The sequence below is a fragment of the Streptomyces sp. NBC_00005 genome, assembly GCF_045160215.1.
Classification (GTDB): Bacteria; Actinomycetota; Actinomycetes; order Streptomycetales; family Streptomycetaceae; genus Streptomyces.
In genome coordinates this window covers 4,560,807-4,577,004 of sequence record NZ_CP108316.1, presented here as the reverse complement: position 1 = coordinate 4,577,004, position 16,198 = coordinate 4,560,807, and the positions used below count along the sequence as shown (strand labels likewise).

9 protein-coding genes are annotated in these 16,198 nt (G+C 71.6%); 7 read left to right on the top strand and 2 right to left on the bottom strand.

Translation table 11 applies throughout. The features are described 5' to 3' along the window. Positions 1–95: 95 nt before the first annotated feature. The 3 genes from OG303_RS20840 to OG303_RS20830 all read left to right on the top strand — a co-directional run bounded on the left by OG303_RS20840 (position 96) and on the right by OG303_RS20830 (position 3,604). Positions 96–683 carry a sigma-70 family RNA polymerase sigma factor gene (locus OG303_RS20840; RefSeq protein ID WP_405869995.1) on the top strand — a complete coding sequence of 196 codons (588 nt, stop codon included), beginning with the start codon at positions 96–98 and terminating at the stop codon, positions 681–683. 175 nt (positions 684–858) lie between these two features. Then, positions 859–2,364, top strand: a complete 1,506-nt coding sequence (guaB, locus tag OG303_RS20835) for an IMP dehydrogenase (RefSeq protein ID WP_405869994.1) — start codon at positions 859–861, stop codon at positions 2,362–2,364. Between the two features lie 115 nt (positions 2,365–2,479). Continuing rightward, positions 2,480–3,604: a GuaB3 family IMP dehydrogenase-related protein gene (locus OG303_RS20830; protein ID WP_405869993.1), complete on the top strand. Its 1,125-nt coding sequence runs from the start codon at positions 2,480–2,482 to the stop codon at positions 3,602–3,604. A gap of 94 nt (positions 3,605–3,698) precedes the next feature. Here OG303_RS20830 and OG303_RS20825 read toward each other — a convergent pair whose 3' ends face one another. Then, complete coding sequence (locus OG303_RS20825; RefSeq protein ID WP_405869991.1) at positions 3,699–4,907, bottom strand: nucleotide sugar dehydrogenase; 1,209 nt, start codon at positions 4,905–4,907, stop codon at positions 3,699–3,701. Between the two features lie 273 nt (positions 4,908–5,180). On the opposite strand from OG303_RS20825, the gene OG303_RS20820 reads away from it, so the two are divergent. Further along, positions 5,181–6,887, top strand: a complete 1,707-nt coding sequence (locus tag OG303_RS20820; protein WP_405869990.1) for a glycerol-3-phosphate dehydrogenase/oxidase — start codon at positions 5,181–5,183, stop codon at positions 6,885–6,887. A gap of 174 nt (positions 6,888–7,061) precedes the next feature. On the opposite strand, the gene OG303_RS20815 is transcribed toward OG303_RS20820, so the two are convergent. Further along, complete coding sequence (locus tag OG303_RS20815; RefSeq protein ID WP_405869989.1) at positions 7,062–8,105, bottom strand: serine hydrolase domain-containing protein; 1,044 nt, start codon at positions 8,103–8,105, stop codon at positions 7,062–7,064. A gap of 828 nt (positions 8,106–8,933) precedes the next feature. Here OG303_RS20815 and OG303_RS20810 point away from each other — a divergent pair. The 3 genes from OG303_RS20810 to OG303_RS20800 all read left to right on the top strand — a co-directional run bounded on the left by OG303_RS20810 (position 8,934) and on the right by OG303_RS20800 (position 16,165). After that, entirely contained in the window at positions 8,934–11,225 is a 2,292-nt protein-coding gene (locus tag OG303_RS20810; RefSeq protein ID WP_405877394.1) for a serine/threonine-protein kinase, read from the top strand. Between the two features lie 164 nt (positions 11,226–11,389). Then, positions 11,390–14,287, top strand: a complete 2,898-nt coding sequence (locus tag OG303_RS20805; RefSeq protein ID WP_405869987.1) for a protein kinase — start codon at positions 11,390–11,392, stop codon at positions 14,285–14,287. A 162-nt stretch (positions 14,288–14,449) separates the two neighbouring features. After that, positions 14,450–16,165 carry a protein kinase domain-containing protein gene (locus OG303_RS20800; protein WP_405869986.1) on the top strand — a complete coding sequence of 572 codons (1,716 nt, stop codon included), beginning with the start codon at positions 14,450–14,452 and terminating at the stop codon, positions 16,163–16,165. Positions 16,166–16,198: the final 33 nt, after the last annotated feature.

Below are 16,198 nucleotides of genomic sequence, written 5' to 3'. Positions count from 1 at the left end.
AGGAGATGAGTTCCGGCGCACCTGCTCATAACGCTTCGGTGCACAACAACGGACACGGTGCCACGGCCCGCGCGGCCGCAAGGCACCATGGACCGATGCGCGACGACGAGGCGGTGAGTGCCGCAGGGGCGATCGGTGCACTCGTCCACCGCGCCGTCGACGGAGACGAGCAGGCCACGCACGACTTGCTCGCCCATGTCCATCCCTTGGCGCTGCGCTACTGCCGCACCCGTCTGTCCCGTCTGCCGGGCGACGCCCGGCACTTCGTGGAGGACCTCGCACAGGAGGTCTGCGTCGCCGTCCTCCTGGCGCTGCCGCGCTACAAGGACACCGGCCGCCCCTTCGAGGCGTTCGTCTTCGCCATCGCCGCGCACAAGGTCGCGGACCTGCAGCGAGCGGCGATGCGGCACCCCGGATCCACGGCGGTCCCGTCCGACGAGATGCCCGAGCGGCCGGACGACTCGCTCGGCCCGGAGGAGCGCGCGCTGCTCAGCAGCGACGCCGAATGGGCCAAGAAACTCCTGGCCAACCTGCCCGAGAACCAGCGCGAGCTGCTCCTGCTGCGCATCGCGGTGGGCCTCACGGCCGAGGAGACGGGTCAGATGTTGGGAATGTCACCCGGAGCGGTGCGGGTCGCACAGCACCGGGCCCTGAGCCGGCTCAGGGCGCTCGCGGAGCAATAGCCCGCCCCCGTTGCCGTAAGCGCCTTTTGCCGACAGTGCCTTCCTTGAACAGGCGTGTCGTGAATTCCGTACGAACATACGAAGCCCGGCGTCACGCGGCACCGTGGAATTTGATAGCCGCGCTTCCCGTTAGCATGGACATCCGCACCGATCAAGGCCATTTGGGGAAGGTGTCATGACTGCAAACGTCGACGGAGTGCCCGGTAAATTCGCGACACTCGGGCTGACCTACGACGACGTGCTGCTGCTGCCGGGCGCATCCGAGGTGCTCCCCAACGCGGTCGACACCTCGTCCCGCATCTCGCGCAACGTCCGGGTCAACATCCCGCTGCTCTCGGCCGCGATGGACAAGGTGACCGAGTCCCGCATGGCGATCGCGATGGCGCGTCTGGGCGGTGTCGGCGTGCTGCACCGCAACCTCTCCGTCGAGGACCAAGTCAACCAGGTCGACCTGGTCAAGCGGTCCGAGTCCGGCATGGTCACCGACCCCGTCACGGTGCACCCGGAGGCGACGCTCGCCGAGGCGGACGCCCTGTGCGCCAAGTTCCGCATCAGCGGTGTCCCCGTCACCGACCCGGCAGGCAAGCTGCTCGGCATCGTGACCAACCGCGACATGGCCTTCGAAACCGACCGCAGCCGTCAGGTGCGCGAGGTCATGACGCCGATGCCGCTGGTCACAGGCAAGGTGGGCATCTCCGGCGTGGACGCCATGGAACTGCTGCGCCGCCACAAGATCGAGAAGCTTCCGCTGGTCGACGACGCCGGTGTCCTCAAGGGCCTCATCACGGTCAAGGACTTCGTCAAGGCCGAGAAGTACCCCAACGCCGCCAAGGACGCCGAGGGCAGGCTGCTCGTCGGTGCCGCGGTGGGCGCCAGCCCCGAGGCCCTGGAGCGCGCCCAGGCGCTCACCGAGGCCGGGGTGGACTTCCTGGTCGTCGACACCTCGCACGGCCACAGCAGCAACGCCCTCAGCTGGATGTCGAAGATCAAGTCGAGCGTGTCCGTCGACGTGATCGGCGGCAACGTCGCCACGCGTGACGGCGCGCAGGCGCTGATCGACGCCGGCGTCGACGGCATCAAGGTCGGCGTGGGCCCCGGTTCGATCTGTACGACGCGTGTGGTCGCCGGCATCGGCGTCCCGCAGGTCACCGCCATCTACGAGGCCTCCCTCGCGGCCCGCGCGGCGGGCATCCCGCTGATCGGCGACGGCGGTCTGCAGTACTCCGGCGACATCGGCAAGGCGCTGGCCGCCGGCGCCGACACCGTGATGCTCGGCAGCCTTCTGGCCGGCTGCGAGGAGTCGCCCGGCGAGCTGCTGTTCATCAACGGCAAGCAGTTCAAGTCGTACCGCGGCATGGGCTCGCTCGGTGCCATGCAGTCCCGCGGCCAGGGCAGGTCGTACTCCAAGGACCGCTACTTCCAGGCCGAGGTCGCCTCCGACGACAAGCTCGTGCCCGAGGGCATCGAGGGCCAGGTGCCCTACCGCGGCCCGCTGGCCAACGTGCTGCACCAGCTCGTCGGCGGTCTGCGCCAGACCATGGGCTACGTGGGCGCCGCCACCATCGCGGAGATGGAGACCAAGGGCCGCTTCGTACGGATCACCTCGGCGGGCCTCAAGGAGAGCCACCCGCACGACATCCAGATGACGGTCGAGGCGCCGAACTACAGCCGCAGCAAGTGACCTCCACGCGCGCGTAAGCAAGTCCAAGGGCGGCTCCGGAACCTCCGGGGCCGCCCTTGTCGTACCCGTCGGCGATACTGGGAGACGCTGAACGCATCAGGGAAAGGCCACAGACGTGACTGAGATCGAGATCGGGCGCGGCAAGCGCGGCCGCCGGGCGTACGCCTTCGACGACATCGCCGTCGTCCCCAGCCGCCGTACGCGGGACCCGAAGGAGGTCTCGATCGCCTGGCAGATCGACGCCTACCGCTTCGAGCTGCCCTTCCTGGCAGCTCCCATGGACTCGGTCGTCTCCCCGGCCACCGCGATCCGCATCGGCGAGCTCGGCGGCCTCGGCGTGCTGAACCTCGAAGGTCTGTGGACGCGGCACGAGGACCCGCAGCCGCTGCTCGACGAGATCACCGAGCTGGACGCGGAGACGGCCACGCGCCGACTCCAGGAGATCTACTCCGCCCCCATCAAGGAGGAGCTGATCGGCGCGCGCATCAAGGAGGTGCGCGATTCCGGTGTGGTCACCGCGGCCGCGCTCTCGCCGCAGCGCACGGCGCAGTTCTCCAAGGCGGTCGTGGACGCGGGCGTGGACATCTTCGTCATCCGCGGCACGACGGTCTCGGCCGAGCACGTCTCCGGCTCGCACGAGCCGCTGAACCTGAAGCAGTTCATCTACGAGCTCGACGTCCCGGTGATCGTCGGCGGCTGCGCCACGTACACCGCTGCCCTGCACCTGATGCGCACCGGCGCGGCGGGCGTCCTGGTCGGCTTCGGCGGCGGCGCGGCGCACACCACGCGCAACGTGCTGGGCATCCAGGTCCCGATGGCGACGGCGGTCGCGGACGTGGCGGCGGCCCGGCGCGACTACATGGACGAGTCCGGTGGCCGGTACGTGCACGTGATCGCGGACGGCGGCGTCGGCTGGTCCGGCGACATCCCGAAGGCGATCGCCTGCGGCGCCGACGCGGTCATGATGGGCTCCCCGCTGGCCCGCGCGACCGACGCGCCGGGCCGTGGTCACCACTGGGGCATGGAGGCCGTCAACGAGGAACTGCCGCGCGGCAAGAAGGTCGACCTGGGCACGGTCGGCACCATCGAGGAGGTCCTCGCGGGCCCGTCCCACACTCCCGACGGCTCGATGAACCTCTTCGGCGCCCTGCGCCGCGCGATGGCCACGACCGGCTACAGCGAGCTGAAGGAGTTCCAGCGGGTCGAGGTCACGGTCGCGGACTCGCAGCACAAGCGGTAGGTCGTACGACGTGATGGGGGCCGGTCGCCTGGTGGGGTGACCGGCCCTTTCGTGTGCCCTGGGCGCGGGCGCGGGGCGTTTTACGCGCCCCGCTTCACAACCGATGCGCCGCCCCTGTAGGCGCGGCCCCTCGTGTGTCCAGCAGCAGCTGTGCCTTCACCGACAGTGCCTGCAGGTCGTACGTCCGGTGCTGCTGGAGGAGGATGGTCAGGTCGGCGTCGGCGGCGGCCTCGTAGAGGGAGTCCGCGCGCGGGACCGGGCGGTCCAGGACGTTCCAGGACGGGACGTGCGGGTCGTGGTAGCTGACCGACGCGCCGAGTTCCATCAGGCGGACGGCGATCTCCCGCGCGGGGGTTGCCTGTTGGTCGGCGAGTTCGGGCTTGTAGGTGACGCCGAGGAGGAGGACGCGGGCGCCGCGCGCGGACTTGCCGTGCTCGTTGAGGAGGGCCGCGGCGCGCTGGACGACGTAGCGGGGCATCTGGCTGTTGACCTGCTGGGCCAGTTCGACCATGCGCAGGGTGCGGCCCGCGGGGCCGGTCAGGTCCTGGGGGACGGCGTGGCCGCCGACTCCGGGGCCGGGGCGGAAGGCCTCGAAGCCGAACGGCTTGGTCTCCGCGCAGCGGATGACGTCCCAGAGGTCGACGCCCAGGTCATGGCAGAGGACGGCCATCTCGTTGACGAGGGCGATGTTGACGTGCCGGAAGTTGGTCTCCAGCAGCTGCACGGTCTCCGCCTCGCGCAGTCCACGCGCGCGTACCACCTTGTCGGTGAGGCGGCCGTAGAACGCCGCGGCGGACTCGGTGCAGGCCGGGGTGAGGCCGCCGATCACCTTGGGGGTGTTGGCCGGGGTGAAGTCGCGGTTGCCGGGGTCGACCCGGCTGGGGGAGTAGGCGAGGTGGAAGTCGCGGCCCGCGCGCAGCCGGGAGCCCTCTTCGAGGAGCGGGCGCAGGAAGTTCTCCGTGGTGCCCGGTGGGACGGGCGACTCCAGGATGACCGTGGTGTGCGGGCGCAGCCGCGCGGCCAGTGTGCGGGCGGCCGCCTCCACCTGGCCCAGGTCGAGCGTCCCGTCCGCGCCGGGCGGGGTCGGCGCGCAGATGACCGCGGTGCGCACCCGGCCCAGCTCGGCCGGGCTGGTGGCGTGCCGGAAGCCCCCCGAGAGCATCCGGCGCAGTTCGGCGGGGCTGAGAGAGCCGGGTTCGGGCCCGGTGCGGTAGCCGAGCGTGGAGATTCCGGCGGCGACGGCTGCCTGGGCGAGGGGCAGGCCGAACGGGCCGAGTCCGATGACGGCGAGATCTGCGGGCATGGCGTGGGCCGTCCTTCCCAGTAACCGAAGCGGGACAGGTGCGCAAGCCCTGTGGACAGGACAGGTGAAGCGCAATGTCACACTAGGAGTAAATATGACCGATTTGCGGGATTGGTTGTGCCGTGTTTCCCGGAGATCCCGGGGATGTTGTCCACAGGCTGGGGGCGAGTAGTGGCTGAAGTCGGGCAAGCCGGTCAGAATTTGGGCATGGGGGATAGGAAGCGGGCTTCGCCCGACGGGTGCGGCCGGCGCTACCGACAGCAGGAGGCAGCGGTGAGGACAGCGACACTGGGGCCGGCGCAGCGAGCCGAGTCACTGGCGGGAATGGCCGAGCGTGAGCTGGACGTGCTGGTCGTGGGCGGCGGCGTGGTCGGTGCGGGCACCGCCCTGGACGCCGTCACGCGCGGTCTGTCCACGGGTCTGGTCGAGGCGCGTGACTGGGCGTCGGGCACATCCAGCAGGTCCAGCAAGCTGATCCACGGCGGACTGCGCTATCTGGAGATGCTCGACTTCGCGCTCGTACGGGAGGCGCTGAAGGAGCGCGGGCTGCTGCTGGAGCGGCTCGCCCCGCATCTGGTGAAGCCGGTGCCGTTCCTGTACCCGCTGCAGCACAAGGGCTGGGAGCGACTCTACGCCGGTTCGGGCGTCGCGCTCTACGACGCCATGTCGATGGCCCGCGGACACGGCCGCGGCCTGCCGACGCACCGCCATCTGACCCGCCGTCACGCCCTGCGCGTGGCACCTGCCTTGAAGAAGGACGCGCTGGTCGGAGCCCTGCAGTACTACGACGCCCAGATGGACGACGCGCGCTATGTGGCCACCCTGGTGCGCACGGCGGCGGCCTACGGTGCGAAGGTTGCCAACCGCGCGCGCGTGGCGGGTTTCCTGCGCGAGGGCGAACGTGTCGTCGGCGCGCGCGTGCAGGACGTCGAGGGGGGCGGCGAGTACGAGATCCGCGCCAAGCAGATCGTGAACGCGACGGGCGTGTGGACCGACGACACCCAGGCCATGGTGGGAGAGCGCGGGCAGTTCCACGTACGGGCGTCCAAGGGCATCCACCTGGTCGTACCGAAGGACCGCATCACGTCCTCGTCCGGACTGATCCTGCGCACGGAGAAGTCCGTGCTGTTCGTCATCCCCTGGGGCCGGCACTGGATCGTCGGCACGACGGACACCGACTGGGACCTCGACAAGGCGCACCCCGCCGCCTCCAGCGCGGACATCGACTACCTGCTGGAGCACGTGAACTCGGTGCTCTCGGTGCCGCTGACGCGGGACGACGTACAGGGTGTGTACGCGGGCCTGCGCCCGCTGCTGGCCGGTGAGTCGGACGCCACCAGCAAGCTGTCGCGCGAGCACACCGTGGCGCATCCCGCGCCCGGCCTCGTCGTGGTGGCGGGCGGCAAGTACACGACGTACCGGGTGATGGCCAAGGACGCGGTGGACGAGGCGGTCCACGGACTCGACCTGCGGGTCGCCGAGTGCGTGACGGAGGACGTGCCGCTGCTGGGGGCCGAGGGCTACCGGGCGCTGTGGAACGCGCGAGCGCGGATCGCCGCGCGCACCGGGCTCCATGTGGTGCGCGTGGAGCACCTGTTGAACCGGTACGGGTCGATGGCGGAGGAGGTCCTCGAACTCGTCACCGCCGACTCGTCGCTCGGCGAGCCGATGCCGGCCGCCGACGACTATCTGCGCGCCGAGATCGTGTACGCCGCCTCCCACGAGGGTGCCCGGCACCTGGATGACGTGCTGACCCGGCGCACCCGCATCTCCATCGAGACCTTCGACCGGGGGACACGGAGCGCGCAGGAGGCGGCCGAACTGATGGCGCCGGTGCTCGGCTGGGACAAGGACCAGATCGAGCGCGAGGTCGAGCACTACGAGAAGCGGGTGGAGGCCGAGCGGGAGTCGCAGCGGCAGCCCGATGACCTGACGGCGGATGCGGCCAGGCTGGGGGCGCCGGACATCGTGCCGCTCTGAGACTCCTTGTGGCCGGTGACTCCGGTGACTCCGGTGACTCCGGTGACTCCGGTGACTCCGGTGCGGCCGGTGCGGCCGGTGCGGCCGGTGAGTCCGGCAGCTCAGGACGCGCTCGGGTCAGCGTCACCCGAACGAGTGTCGTGAAGCGGGATCTTCGTTCGGAACCCGTCCGTTCTACGAGGTGCGGGGGCAGAACTCGGCGGCGAGCAGGGCCGGTTCGAGGTCGGGGTCTGCGATCGACGTCGTGTTCACGCGGAAGGTGAGGACGCGACGGCCGCCGATGGTGGCTGCGGTGCGCACGTAGCTGCCGGTGATGCGGCCGTTGTGCCCCCACACCGTCGTGCCGCACGGCAGCTTCACCGGGAACAGACCCATGCCGTACAAGCCGTGTGCGGCACGGGTGTCGAGCATCTCGCGCAGCCAGTGCGGGGGCAGCAGCCGACCGCCGAGCAGGGCCGCGTAGAAGCGGTCCAGGTCGGCGAGCGTGGTCACCAACTCGCCCGCGGCTCCGGCCACCCGTGGGTCGAGTTCGGTGACGTCGGTTCCGTCGGCGGCGTAGGCGCGGCCGTGCGGGGAGGGGAGCGAGGTGAGGGATCCGGGGAAGGAGGTGCCCGTCAGACCCAGCGGAGCGATGATGCGGCGCTCGGCCTCGGCGGCGTAGGAGTGGCCGGTCACCTGCTGGATGACCAGGCCGAGCAGGACGTAGTTGGTGCTCGAGTAGGAGAAGCGGCCGGGGTCGGCCGGAGGGTGGGTGAGTGCGATGCGTACGGCCTGAAGAGGAGTGAGGGGCACCACGCCCCGGGTGTCCAGGGCGAAGTCGTTCAGGCCGCTGGTGTGGGTGAGCAGGGAGCGCAGGGTCATCGTGCGGCCGTCGTTGCCCGATCCGCGCACCAGGCCCGGAAGATACCGCTCCACGGTGTCGGACAGCTTCAGCCGGTGTTCGGCGGCCAGTTGAAGGACGACCGTCGCGATGAAGGTCTTGGTGATGCTGCCGGCGCGGAAGTGGTCGGCGCGGGAGATTCCCGGCCCCGCCTCGGCGTAACGGGTGCCGGACCCCTCGCGGGCCAGCAGTGCCGCGGCAGGGACGCCGCCCTGCGCGAGCAGCAGCGGAAGGATCGCATCCGTGGGCGGGGGCGAGGGGGCCGACGAGGCCGTCGGGGCCAGGGCGAGCAGCGTCAGGGCCACGGGCACGGCCAGTAGCGTCCGAAGCGGCGGCATCGCGGAGTCCTCCCTGTCGCGGCCCATCATGCAGGGCGGCGGAACGTGTGCCTCAGCGGGGGCCGACCCTGCGCGCGGGGTGCTTCGGGGCGGGGGTGCCGGGTGCCTGGCAGGGGGGTTCGCGGTGCTCGGGGTGAGGGGCGCTGGGCGCGCGGGAGGTAGGGGTTCGTGGTGCTCGGGGTGGGGGTCGCCGGATGCGGGGGAGAAGGGCTCGCGGTGTTCAGGGCAAGGGTGCCGGGTGTGCGGGAGATAGAGGGTCCTCGGTGTTCGGGGCAGGGGGCGCCGGGCGTTCGGCGGCCGGGATGCGCGGTGCTCAGAGCAGGGGCTGCCGGGTGTGCGGGAGATAGAGGGTCCTCGGTGTTCAGGGCGAGGGTCGTCGGGCGTTCGGTAGCGGGGATGCGCGGTGTTCGGGGCGAGGGTCGTCGGGCGTTCGGTAGCGGGGATGCGCGGTGTTCGGGGCGAGGGTCGTCGGGCGTTCGGTAGCGGGGATGCGCGGTGTTCGGGGCGAGGGTCGTCGGGCGTTCGGTAGCGGGGATGCGCGGTGTTCGGGGCGAGGGTCGTCGGGCGTTCGGTAGCGGGGATGCGCGGTGTTCGGGGCGAGGGTCGTCGGGCGTTCGGTAGCGGGGATGCGCGGTGTTCGGGGCGAGGGTCGTCGGGCGTTCGGTAGCGGGGATGCGCGGTGTTCGGGGCGAGGGTCGTCGGGCGTTCGGCAGTGGGGGTTCGTGGTGCTCGGGGCTCGCACAGGTCCCAGAGGCACCCTGGGCGTTGGGCACTTGTCGGGTGAGGGACAATGGAGGCTCTGTCAGGGCGGGTTGCATGAGGGGACGCATGTCGGAGGCGGAGCGGGCGGGGACATCTCGCCAGGACACTCGTCGGGACAACAGCGAGCGTCTTCTCGCCGGGCGGTACCGGCTGGGGAAGGTGCTCGGCCGTGGCGGCATGGGCACCGTGTGGCGGGCCGAGGACGAAACCCTGGGCCGGACGGTCGCCGTCAAGGAGTTGCGGTTCCCGTCGAACATCGACGAGGACGAGAAGCGCCGGCTGATCACGCGGACGCTGCGCGAGGCCAAGGCGATCGCGCGGATCCGCAACAACAGCGCGGTGACGGTCTTCGACGTGGTCGAAGAGGACGACCGGCCGTGGATCGTGATGGAGCTCGTCGAGGGCAAGTCACTCGCCGAAGTCATCCGGGAGGACGGCCTGTTGGAGCCCAGGCGGGCGGCGGAGGTCGGCCTGGCGATCCTCGACGTGCTGCGTTCGGCGCACCGCGAGGGCATCCTGCACCGTGACGTGAAGCCGTCCAACGTCCTGCTGGAGTCCGAGACCGAGCGGGTCGTGCTCACCGACTTCGGCATCGCCCAGGTCGAGGGCGACCCGTCCATCACCTCGACCGGCATGCTCGTCGGCGCGCCCTCGTACATCTCCCCGGAGCGGGCCCGCGGGCACAAGCCGGGTCCCGCGGCCGACCTGTGGTCGCTCGGCGGGCTGCTGTACGCGGCCGTCGAGGGTGCGCCGCCGTACGACAAGGGTTCCGCGATCGCGACCCTGACCGCGGTGATGACAGAGCCGCTGGAGGAGCCGAAGAACGCGGGGCCGCTCAAGGACGTCATCTACGGGCTGCTGACCAAGGATCCCGCGCAGCGGCTCGACGACGCGGGTGCGCGGGCCAAGCTCAACGCGGTGATCCACGCGCCCGAGCCGAAGGAGGCCGAGCCGGAGCCGCCTGCCGACGCGACCAGGGTCGTGCCCTTGCCGGCGCAGCCCGACGGGCCCGAGGGCAAGCGGAGTTCGGGCGGCTCCGGCGGCAAGCGGGGCGAGGAGGCGGCGGAGAAGCTGCGCGGGGCGCTGCGTTCCGTGCGGAAGGCCGCCGTGGCGGCGGGCGCGGCGGCCGGTTCGGCGGCTGCGTCCCGCGGCAAGTCCGGGAGCGGTAAGACGGATTCGGGATCCGGTGGCAGTACGTCCGCCGGGGCGGCCGAAGGCGGTGCGTCGGGGGCGGCCGGTTCCACGGCTCCGACGGCGCCGATGCCTCCTGTGCCTCCGCCTGCCCCGACGACTCCGATGCCTTCGGTGCCTGCGTCGGCCGCGCCGAGGTCTTCGGCACCGTCGGCCGCACCGAAGTCGTCGGCGTCACCGGCGGCTTCGGGTTCCTCGGCTTCCTCAACCCCTTCCGGTTCCTCTGCTTCCCCGGCCTCTGCTTCCCCGGCCTCTTCCGGTTCCTCGGCGGGGTCGAGTTCATCGAAGGGTGTGGCCTCCGGAAGCCGGGAGCCTGGTGCGCAGGGGGCGAACGTGCAGGCCGGTGGGCGGAGTTCGGGGTGGCCGGTCATGCCGCCGCCGGATCTGCCGCCGCGGCCCGTGCCCCGGGCGCCGCTCACCGACGTGGTGCCGAAGCGGACGCTGGTGATCATCGCGGTGGTGGTCGTGCTCGTCGTGATCGGGACCGTGCTGGCCCTCACGCTCGGTGGGGACGACGGCAAGAGTTCGAACGGAGCCAAGGGCAGCGGCGGGAAGGTCGCGGCGAGCGCGTCCGCCAGTGCCGACACCAAGGAGGACACGAGCGGCGGGGCCCGTACGGACGGGGGAGACTCGCAGTCCGCTTCGGCCTCGACGTCGGACGGTGCGCCCAGCAACAGCCCGACCGCGTCCGGCGGGAGCGGTGGGGGAGCGGACGGGTCGTCCGGGGGCGACAGTGCGGTGAAGTCGACGTACAAGGGCAGCGAGGGGTACTCGATCGGGCTGCCCAAGGGGTGGAAGTACCAGTCCGCGAGTGCCGCGGGGGACAGGTTCACCGGGCCCGACGGGCAGAAGCTGCTCGTCGCCTGGACGTCCACGCCCAAGGGCGACCCCGTGTCCGACTGGGAGAACCAGGAGCGCTACATGACGCGCTCGCAGTACCAGAAGATCCGCATAGAGGAGGTGGACTACCGCGGCTGGAACACGGCCGACTGGGAGTTCACCTATGTGGAGGGCGGGACGAAGTACCGGACGATCGACCGGGGGTTCGTGGTCAACGACCATCTCGGATATGCGCTGATGTACACGGCGAAAGCCGCGAATTGGGGCAGTGAACTCCGTGAGGACACCTGGAAGACGCTCGCGAGGACGTTCGAACCCAAGTCATGATGTGAGCGGGTCCGCGTTTGAACCGTGAGATCTGTAATCCCCTCTTTGCGGGTTGCCTCCGGCACGTATCGTGAGTGCTTGCGGACCGTACGCATCCAGGTATGGGTTCGGAACGGGGCGCAAGGCGAACGGAATTGACCAACCGGGCGGCCGGGGGAGGCAACGTGGACGACTATGCGGGACGGGTACTCGCCGACCGCTACCGCCTGCCGCTGCCACCCGCCGACGAGTACGAACTCACCGACACCCGGGCCTTCGACACCTACAGCGGGCAGGAAGTCCTGGTCAGGCAGGTGCCGTTGCCGGAGGTCGTCGAGGCGGAGGTGCTCGACGCGGAGGGGCTGCCCGACGGTTTCACGGCGCGTGACCCGCGGGAGCGAGGGGCCCGGCGGTCCGCGGCGCGCACCGGGGCGCGGCGCCCCACCGACCCGGCCGTACGGCGCGCGGTCGAGGCCGCGCAGGCCGCGGCGCGGATACCCGACCATCCTCGGCTCGACCAGGTCTTCGACGTGTTCGCCGAGGGTGGTTCGCTGTGGATCGTCAGCGAGTTGGTGACGGCGCGACCGCTCGCGGCCCTGCTCGCCGAGAAGCCGTTGACGCCGTATCGGGCGGCCGAGGTGGCCTCCGACGTCCTCATGGCGCTGCGCGTGCTGCACGCCCACGGCTGGGTGCACCGCAACATCACGGCCCGCACGGTGCTCGTCTGTGACGACGGCCGGGTGATGTTGACCGGGCTCGCGGTCGGGGCGGCGGAGGAGGCACTGTGCGGTTACGACCCGGTGCCGGCTCCGGAGAGTGACGGGGACAGCGGTTTCGGAGGTGCGGGCGGCTCTCCGGGTGGCCCGGGTCCGCAAGGCGTACAGCGAGCGCAGGGGCCCCAGGGATCTCAGGGATCCCAGGGTGTTCAAGGTGGTCTCGGCGGTGCCGATCCCGAGGCCGCTCGGCGTGCCGCCATCGAGGCGCGCGCGGCCGGGGGGCTGCCGTCCGCCGGGGTGGATACGGCGAACGGGGCGGGGGCGCAGGGTGCGTTCGCGCCCAAGGCCATCGAGAGCGGCGGGGACGTCCGGGCCGCGCGGGCCGGGGCGATCGCCGCGTACCGGGCGGGCGCGCGGGCCGCGGCCAGGGTGCAGGAGGCGCAGCAGAGCGGGCGGGCGGCGCTGCCGGGTGCCCGTTCCGCGTCCGAGGGCGGCCCCGCGTCGCAGGCCAACGGCTCGGCACAGCCGCACACTTCGGGCGACGGCCTGCAGAGCACGCCCGGCACCACCGTGCCGCCCGGGCAGATAGCCGACCCCTACGGCGTGAGCGCCACTTCCTGGCACGGCGCCGCACCCCGCAGCGGAACCGGCGGAACACCGCCGGCCGGGGGCAACGGAACGGCCGGTCTCGCCGGCGGACAGGCCGGCCAGGGCAGCCGCACGGCGCTTCCGCCCGGCGGCGTGGACGGCAGCGGCGCCCATGCGGGCGGAGGTGCCCAAGCCGGCGATAGTGCCTATGCCGGCGGTGGTGCCCAAGCCGGCAGCGATCCCTATGCCGGCGGTGACCCATTCGCCGACAGCGACCCCTTCGCCGGACCTGATGCCTGCGCACCGCAGCCCGGCACCGGAACCGCGTCCGGTCTCGGCGCGTCCGGCGTTTCGGCGACCGGTATGGAGACGGCGCCCCCGGCGGGCGTTCCGACGCAGGCCTCCAACGCCCCCGCCCTGCCCGGTTCCGCCGCCGCCCCGCTGCCGCCCGGTGCGAGCCCTCCCCGTCGCTGGGACGACCTCGTGGCCGGTACTCCCGTCCCCCGCGGCCCCGCCACTCCGCTCGCCGCCGAGCGGGCCCGGCAGGCGCGGATGGCTGTCGTGGGGCCCGTGACGGAGCGGTGGGCGCCGGAGCAGGCCGGGCCCGTGCACGAGAACTGGCAGCTGGCGCCGCCCATCGGACCCGCGACCGACCTGTGGGCCCTGGGGGCGCTGCTCTTCAGGGCCGTACAGGGACATGCGCCGTATCCGGAGGAGTCGACGGCCGAGCTGGTGCAGATGGTGTGTGCCGAGCCGCCCGCCTTCGCCGAGGAGTGCGGGTCGCTCAGGCCGGTCGTGGAGTCGTTGCTGCGTCAGGACCCCACCGAGCGGCTGGACTTCGAGGAACTGCGGGGCTGGCTGCGGTCGCTCGTGCGGTCCGCGCCCGAGCCCGACGCCGGCGCGCACGTCATCGCCGCGCCGCCGGCCGACTCCAGCCGGCTGCCGGTCGTACGGCGGCGGGGCGAGCTGGTGCGCAGGCGGCGCGCCGGGCTCCCCGCGACCAGTCCGCACGGGCGGCACAAGCGGGCCAAGCAGGAAGTGAAGTCGCCGCGCAGACTCGGCCGCACCCTGCTGGTGCTGATCCTGCTTCTGCTGGCCGCGGCGGTCGCGTACGCGGTGCTCTTCATGCCGAAGGCGGGTGAGAACGGCGCGGCGGGCAGCGACCGTACGGGCACCGCGGGGGAGGTCAGCCCCGCCCCCGAGCAGTCGGACAAGGACGCCAGCAGCCAGCCACGGCCCGACCAGACCTCGCCCAAGTCCGAGGACAGCCCCAGCCACTCCAAGTCGGCAGGTGCGAGCGAGACACAGACCACCGGCCCGGATGTCGCCGCCGGCTTCACCCTGCGCAAGGACTCGGAGGGTTTCCAGGTCGCCGTGGCCAAGGGCTGGTCCCGGTCGCCCAAGAACACGTGGAACCAAGTGGTGTACTCGCACGGCGACTTCGAGCTCATCGTCGTGCCCGGGCGGGACGGCGCGGTCACCTACGGCAGCGATCCGATGGCGTATCAGCGGGACACGGAGCACGAGTTGCAGCCGTACCGCAGCTCCAGTTGGGCCACCGCGACCGGGCTGCGCACCGTCACCGTGGGGACGCGGACGATGGCCGAGGGGCAGTTCACCTGGACCGACGGCAGCGGGCGCGACCTGTACGTCCGCAACCTCGCGATGCTCGTCGACGGGCGGTACCACATAGTGCAGGTGCGCGGTCCCGAGTCCGAGCGGGACGAGGTGACGAAGTTGTACGAGCAGGCGTCCGCCACCTATCGGGTAACGGACTGACCTCACCTGTGAACAGTCCGTGAGGGGCCGGAAAGGTTCACCTCCACAGCCCGAAGCGACAACCGTCACAGTGCGGTTTCCTTGGGACCCCACTGGTTCCTTGTTTACGGGCCTGTCCTTAGTCTGACCCTGTCAAGACCATTGCGGGGCAACGTGAATCAGATGCAGGGCCAGCTTGTCGCGGGCCGCTACCGGCTCGCCGACTCGATCGGCAGCGGCGGCATGGGCCGTGTGTGGCGCGCGCACGACGAGGTGCTCCACCGGGCAGTCGCGATCAAGGAGTTGACCGCCGCGCTCTACGTGTCCGAGAGCGACCAGGAGCGGTTGCTCGCGCGCACCCGGGCGGAGGCGCGTGCCGCGGCGCGCATCAACCACTCCGCGGTCGTCACCGTGCACGACGTGCTCGAGCACGACGGCCGCCCGTGGATCGTGATGGAGCTGGTCGAGGGGTACTCGCTGGCCGACGCGGTCAAGGAGCGGGGGCGGATCGAGCCGGCGGAGGTCGCGCGCATCGGCCTGTGGGTGCTGCGGGCGCTGCGCGCCGCGCACTCCGCCGGTGTGCTGCACCGTGACGTGAAGCCCGGCAACGTCCTCATCGGCCACGACGGACGCGTCCTGCTCACCGACTTCGGCATCGCCCAGATCGAGGGCGACACGACGATCACGCGCACCGGCGAGGTCGTCGGCTCGGTCGACTACCTCGCCCCCGAGCGCGTCCGCGGCCACGACCCGGGCCCCGCCTCCGACTTGTGGGCGCTCGGCGCCACGCTGTACACGGCGGTGGAGGGCCGGTCGCCGTTCCGCCGCACCTCGCCGCTGACCACCATGCAGGCGGTCGTGGAGGAGAACGCCGCCGAGCCGCAGTTCGCCGGCCCGCTCGGGCCCGTCATGGCAGCGCTGCTGCACAAGGACCCCGCCGTGCGGCCCGGCGCGGCCGAGGCCGAGCAGATGCTCGCCGAGGCGGCGGAGGGCCGGCGGTCGAACGCGGCGCAGGCGTACGTGCACACCCAGCACGTGGGGTCCCACTACGAGACGCAGGGCGGCGGCACGGGGCCGCACACCGGCGCCCGTACGGGGCCGCACACGGGTGTCCCTACGGGGCCGCACACGGGTTCCGCCACGCCGTACCCGCCGGTGGCCGGCCAGACGGTGATCGGGCCCACAGGGATGGGCCCGGGACAGCCCACGGGCATCGGCCCCACCCCCGCTCCCGCGCCGAAACGCCGGCGCCTGCGTACCTTCGTCCTCGCGATCGCCCTCGCCGCGATCGTCGGCGGGGGTACGGCCGTGGCGCTGCAGAAGTGGGACGAGGGGCGGCAGACGGGCGGATCCGGCGCCTCCGTCTCCACGTCGCCGGACCCGTCGACGAGCGCGCCCACCCAGGAGACCGACGGCACCGTTCCCGCCACGTGGAAGCGCTACGACGACCCCTGGGGCTTCACCGTCTACCTCCCCAAGGGCTGGAAGCGGTCGGTCTTCGGAGTCTCCGGGCCCCTCCGGCAGGTCGACTACTCGCCCGACAGGGGCAAGCACTTCGTCCGCATCGCCATCGACACCTCGCCGGACTTCAAGGACGCCTACTCGCACCAACTCGACCTGGACCAGCAGCTCAAGCGGCGGCTGGTCGACTACAACCGGGTCCGGCTGGAGCGGAACGTCTACCGTGACCGCGACGGTTCCGTCTGGGAGTACACGTGGACCGCGCAGGCGAAGGACACGGCTTTCCCCGGTCCGCACCGCGCCATGGAGGAGACGTACATGTCGCGGGACGGATCCGAGTACGCGCTCTACATCTCGTCACCCGCGGCGGACTGGGCGAAGACGAGCAAGCAGTTCAAGGCGGTGCTGCAGGGCTGGCAGGAGAAGACCTCCGAGTGACGGCGTGACGGCCTGACGGGCGCCGGCCTGACG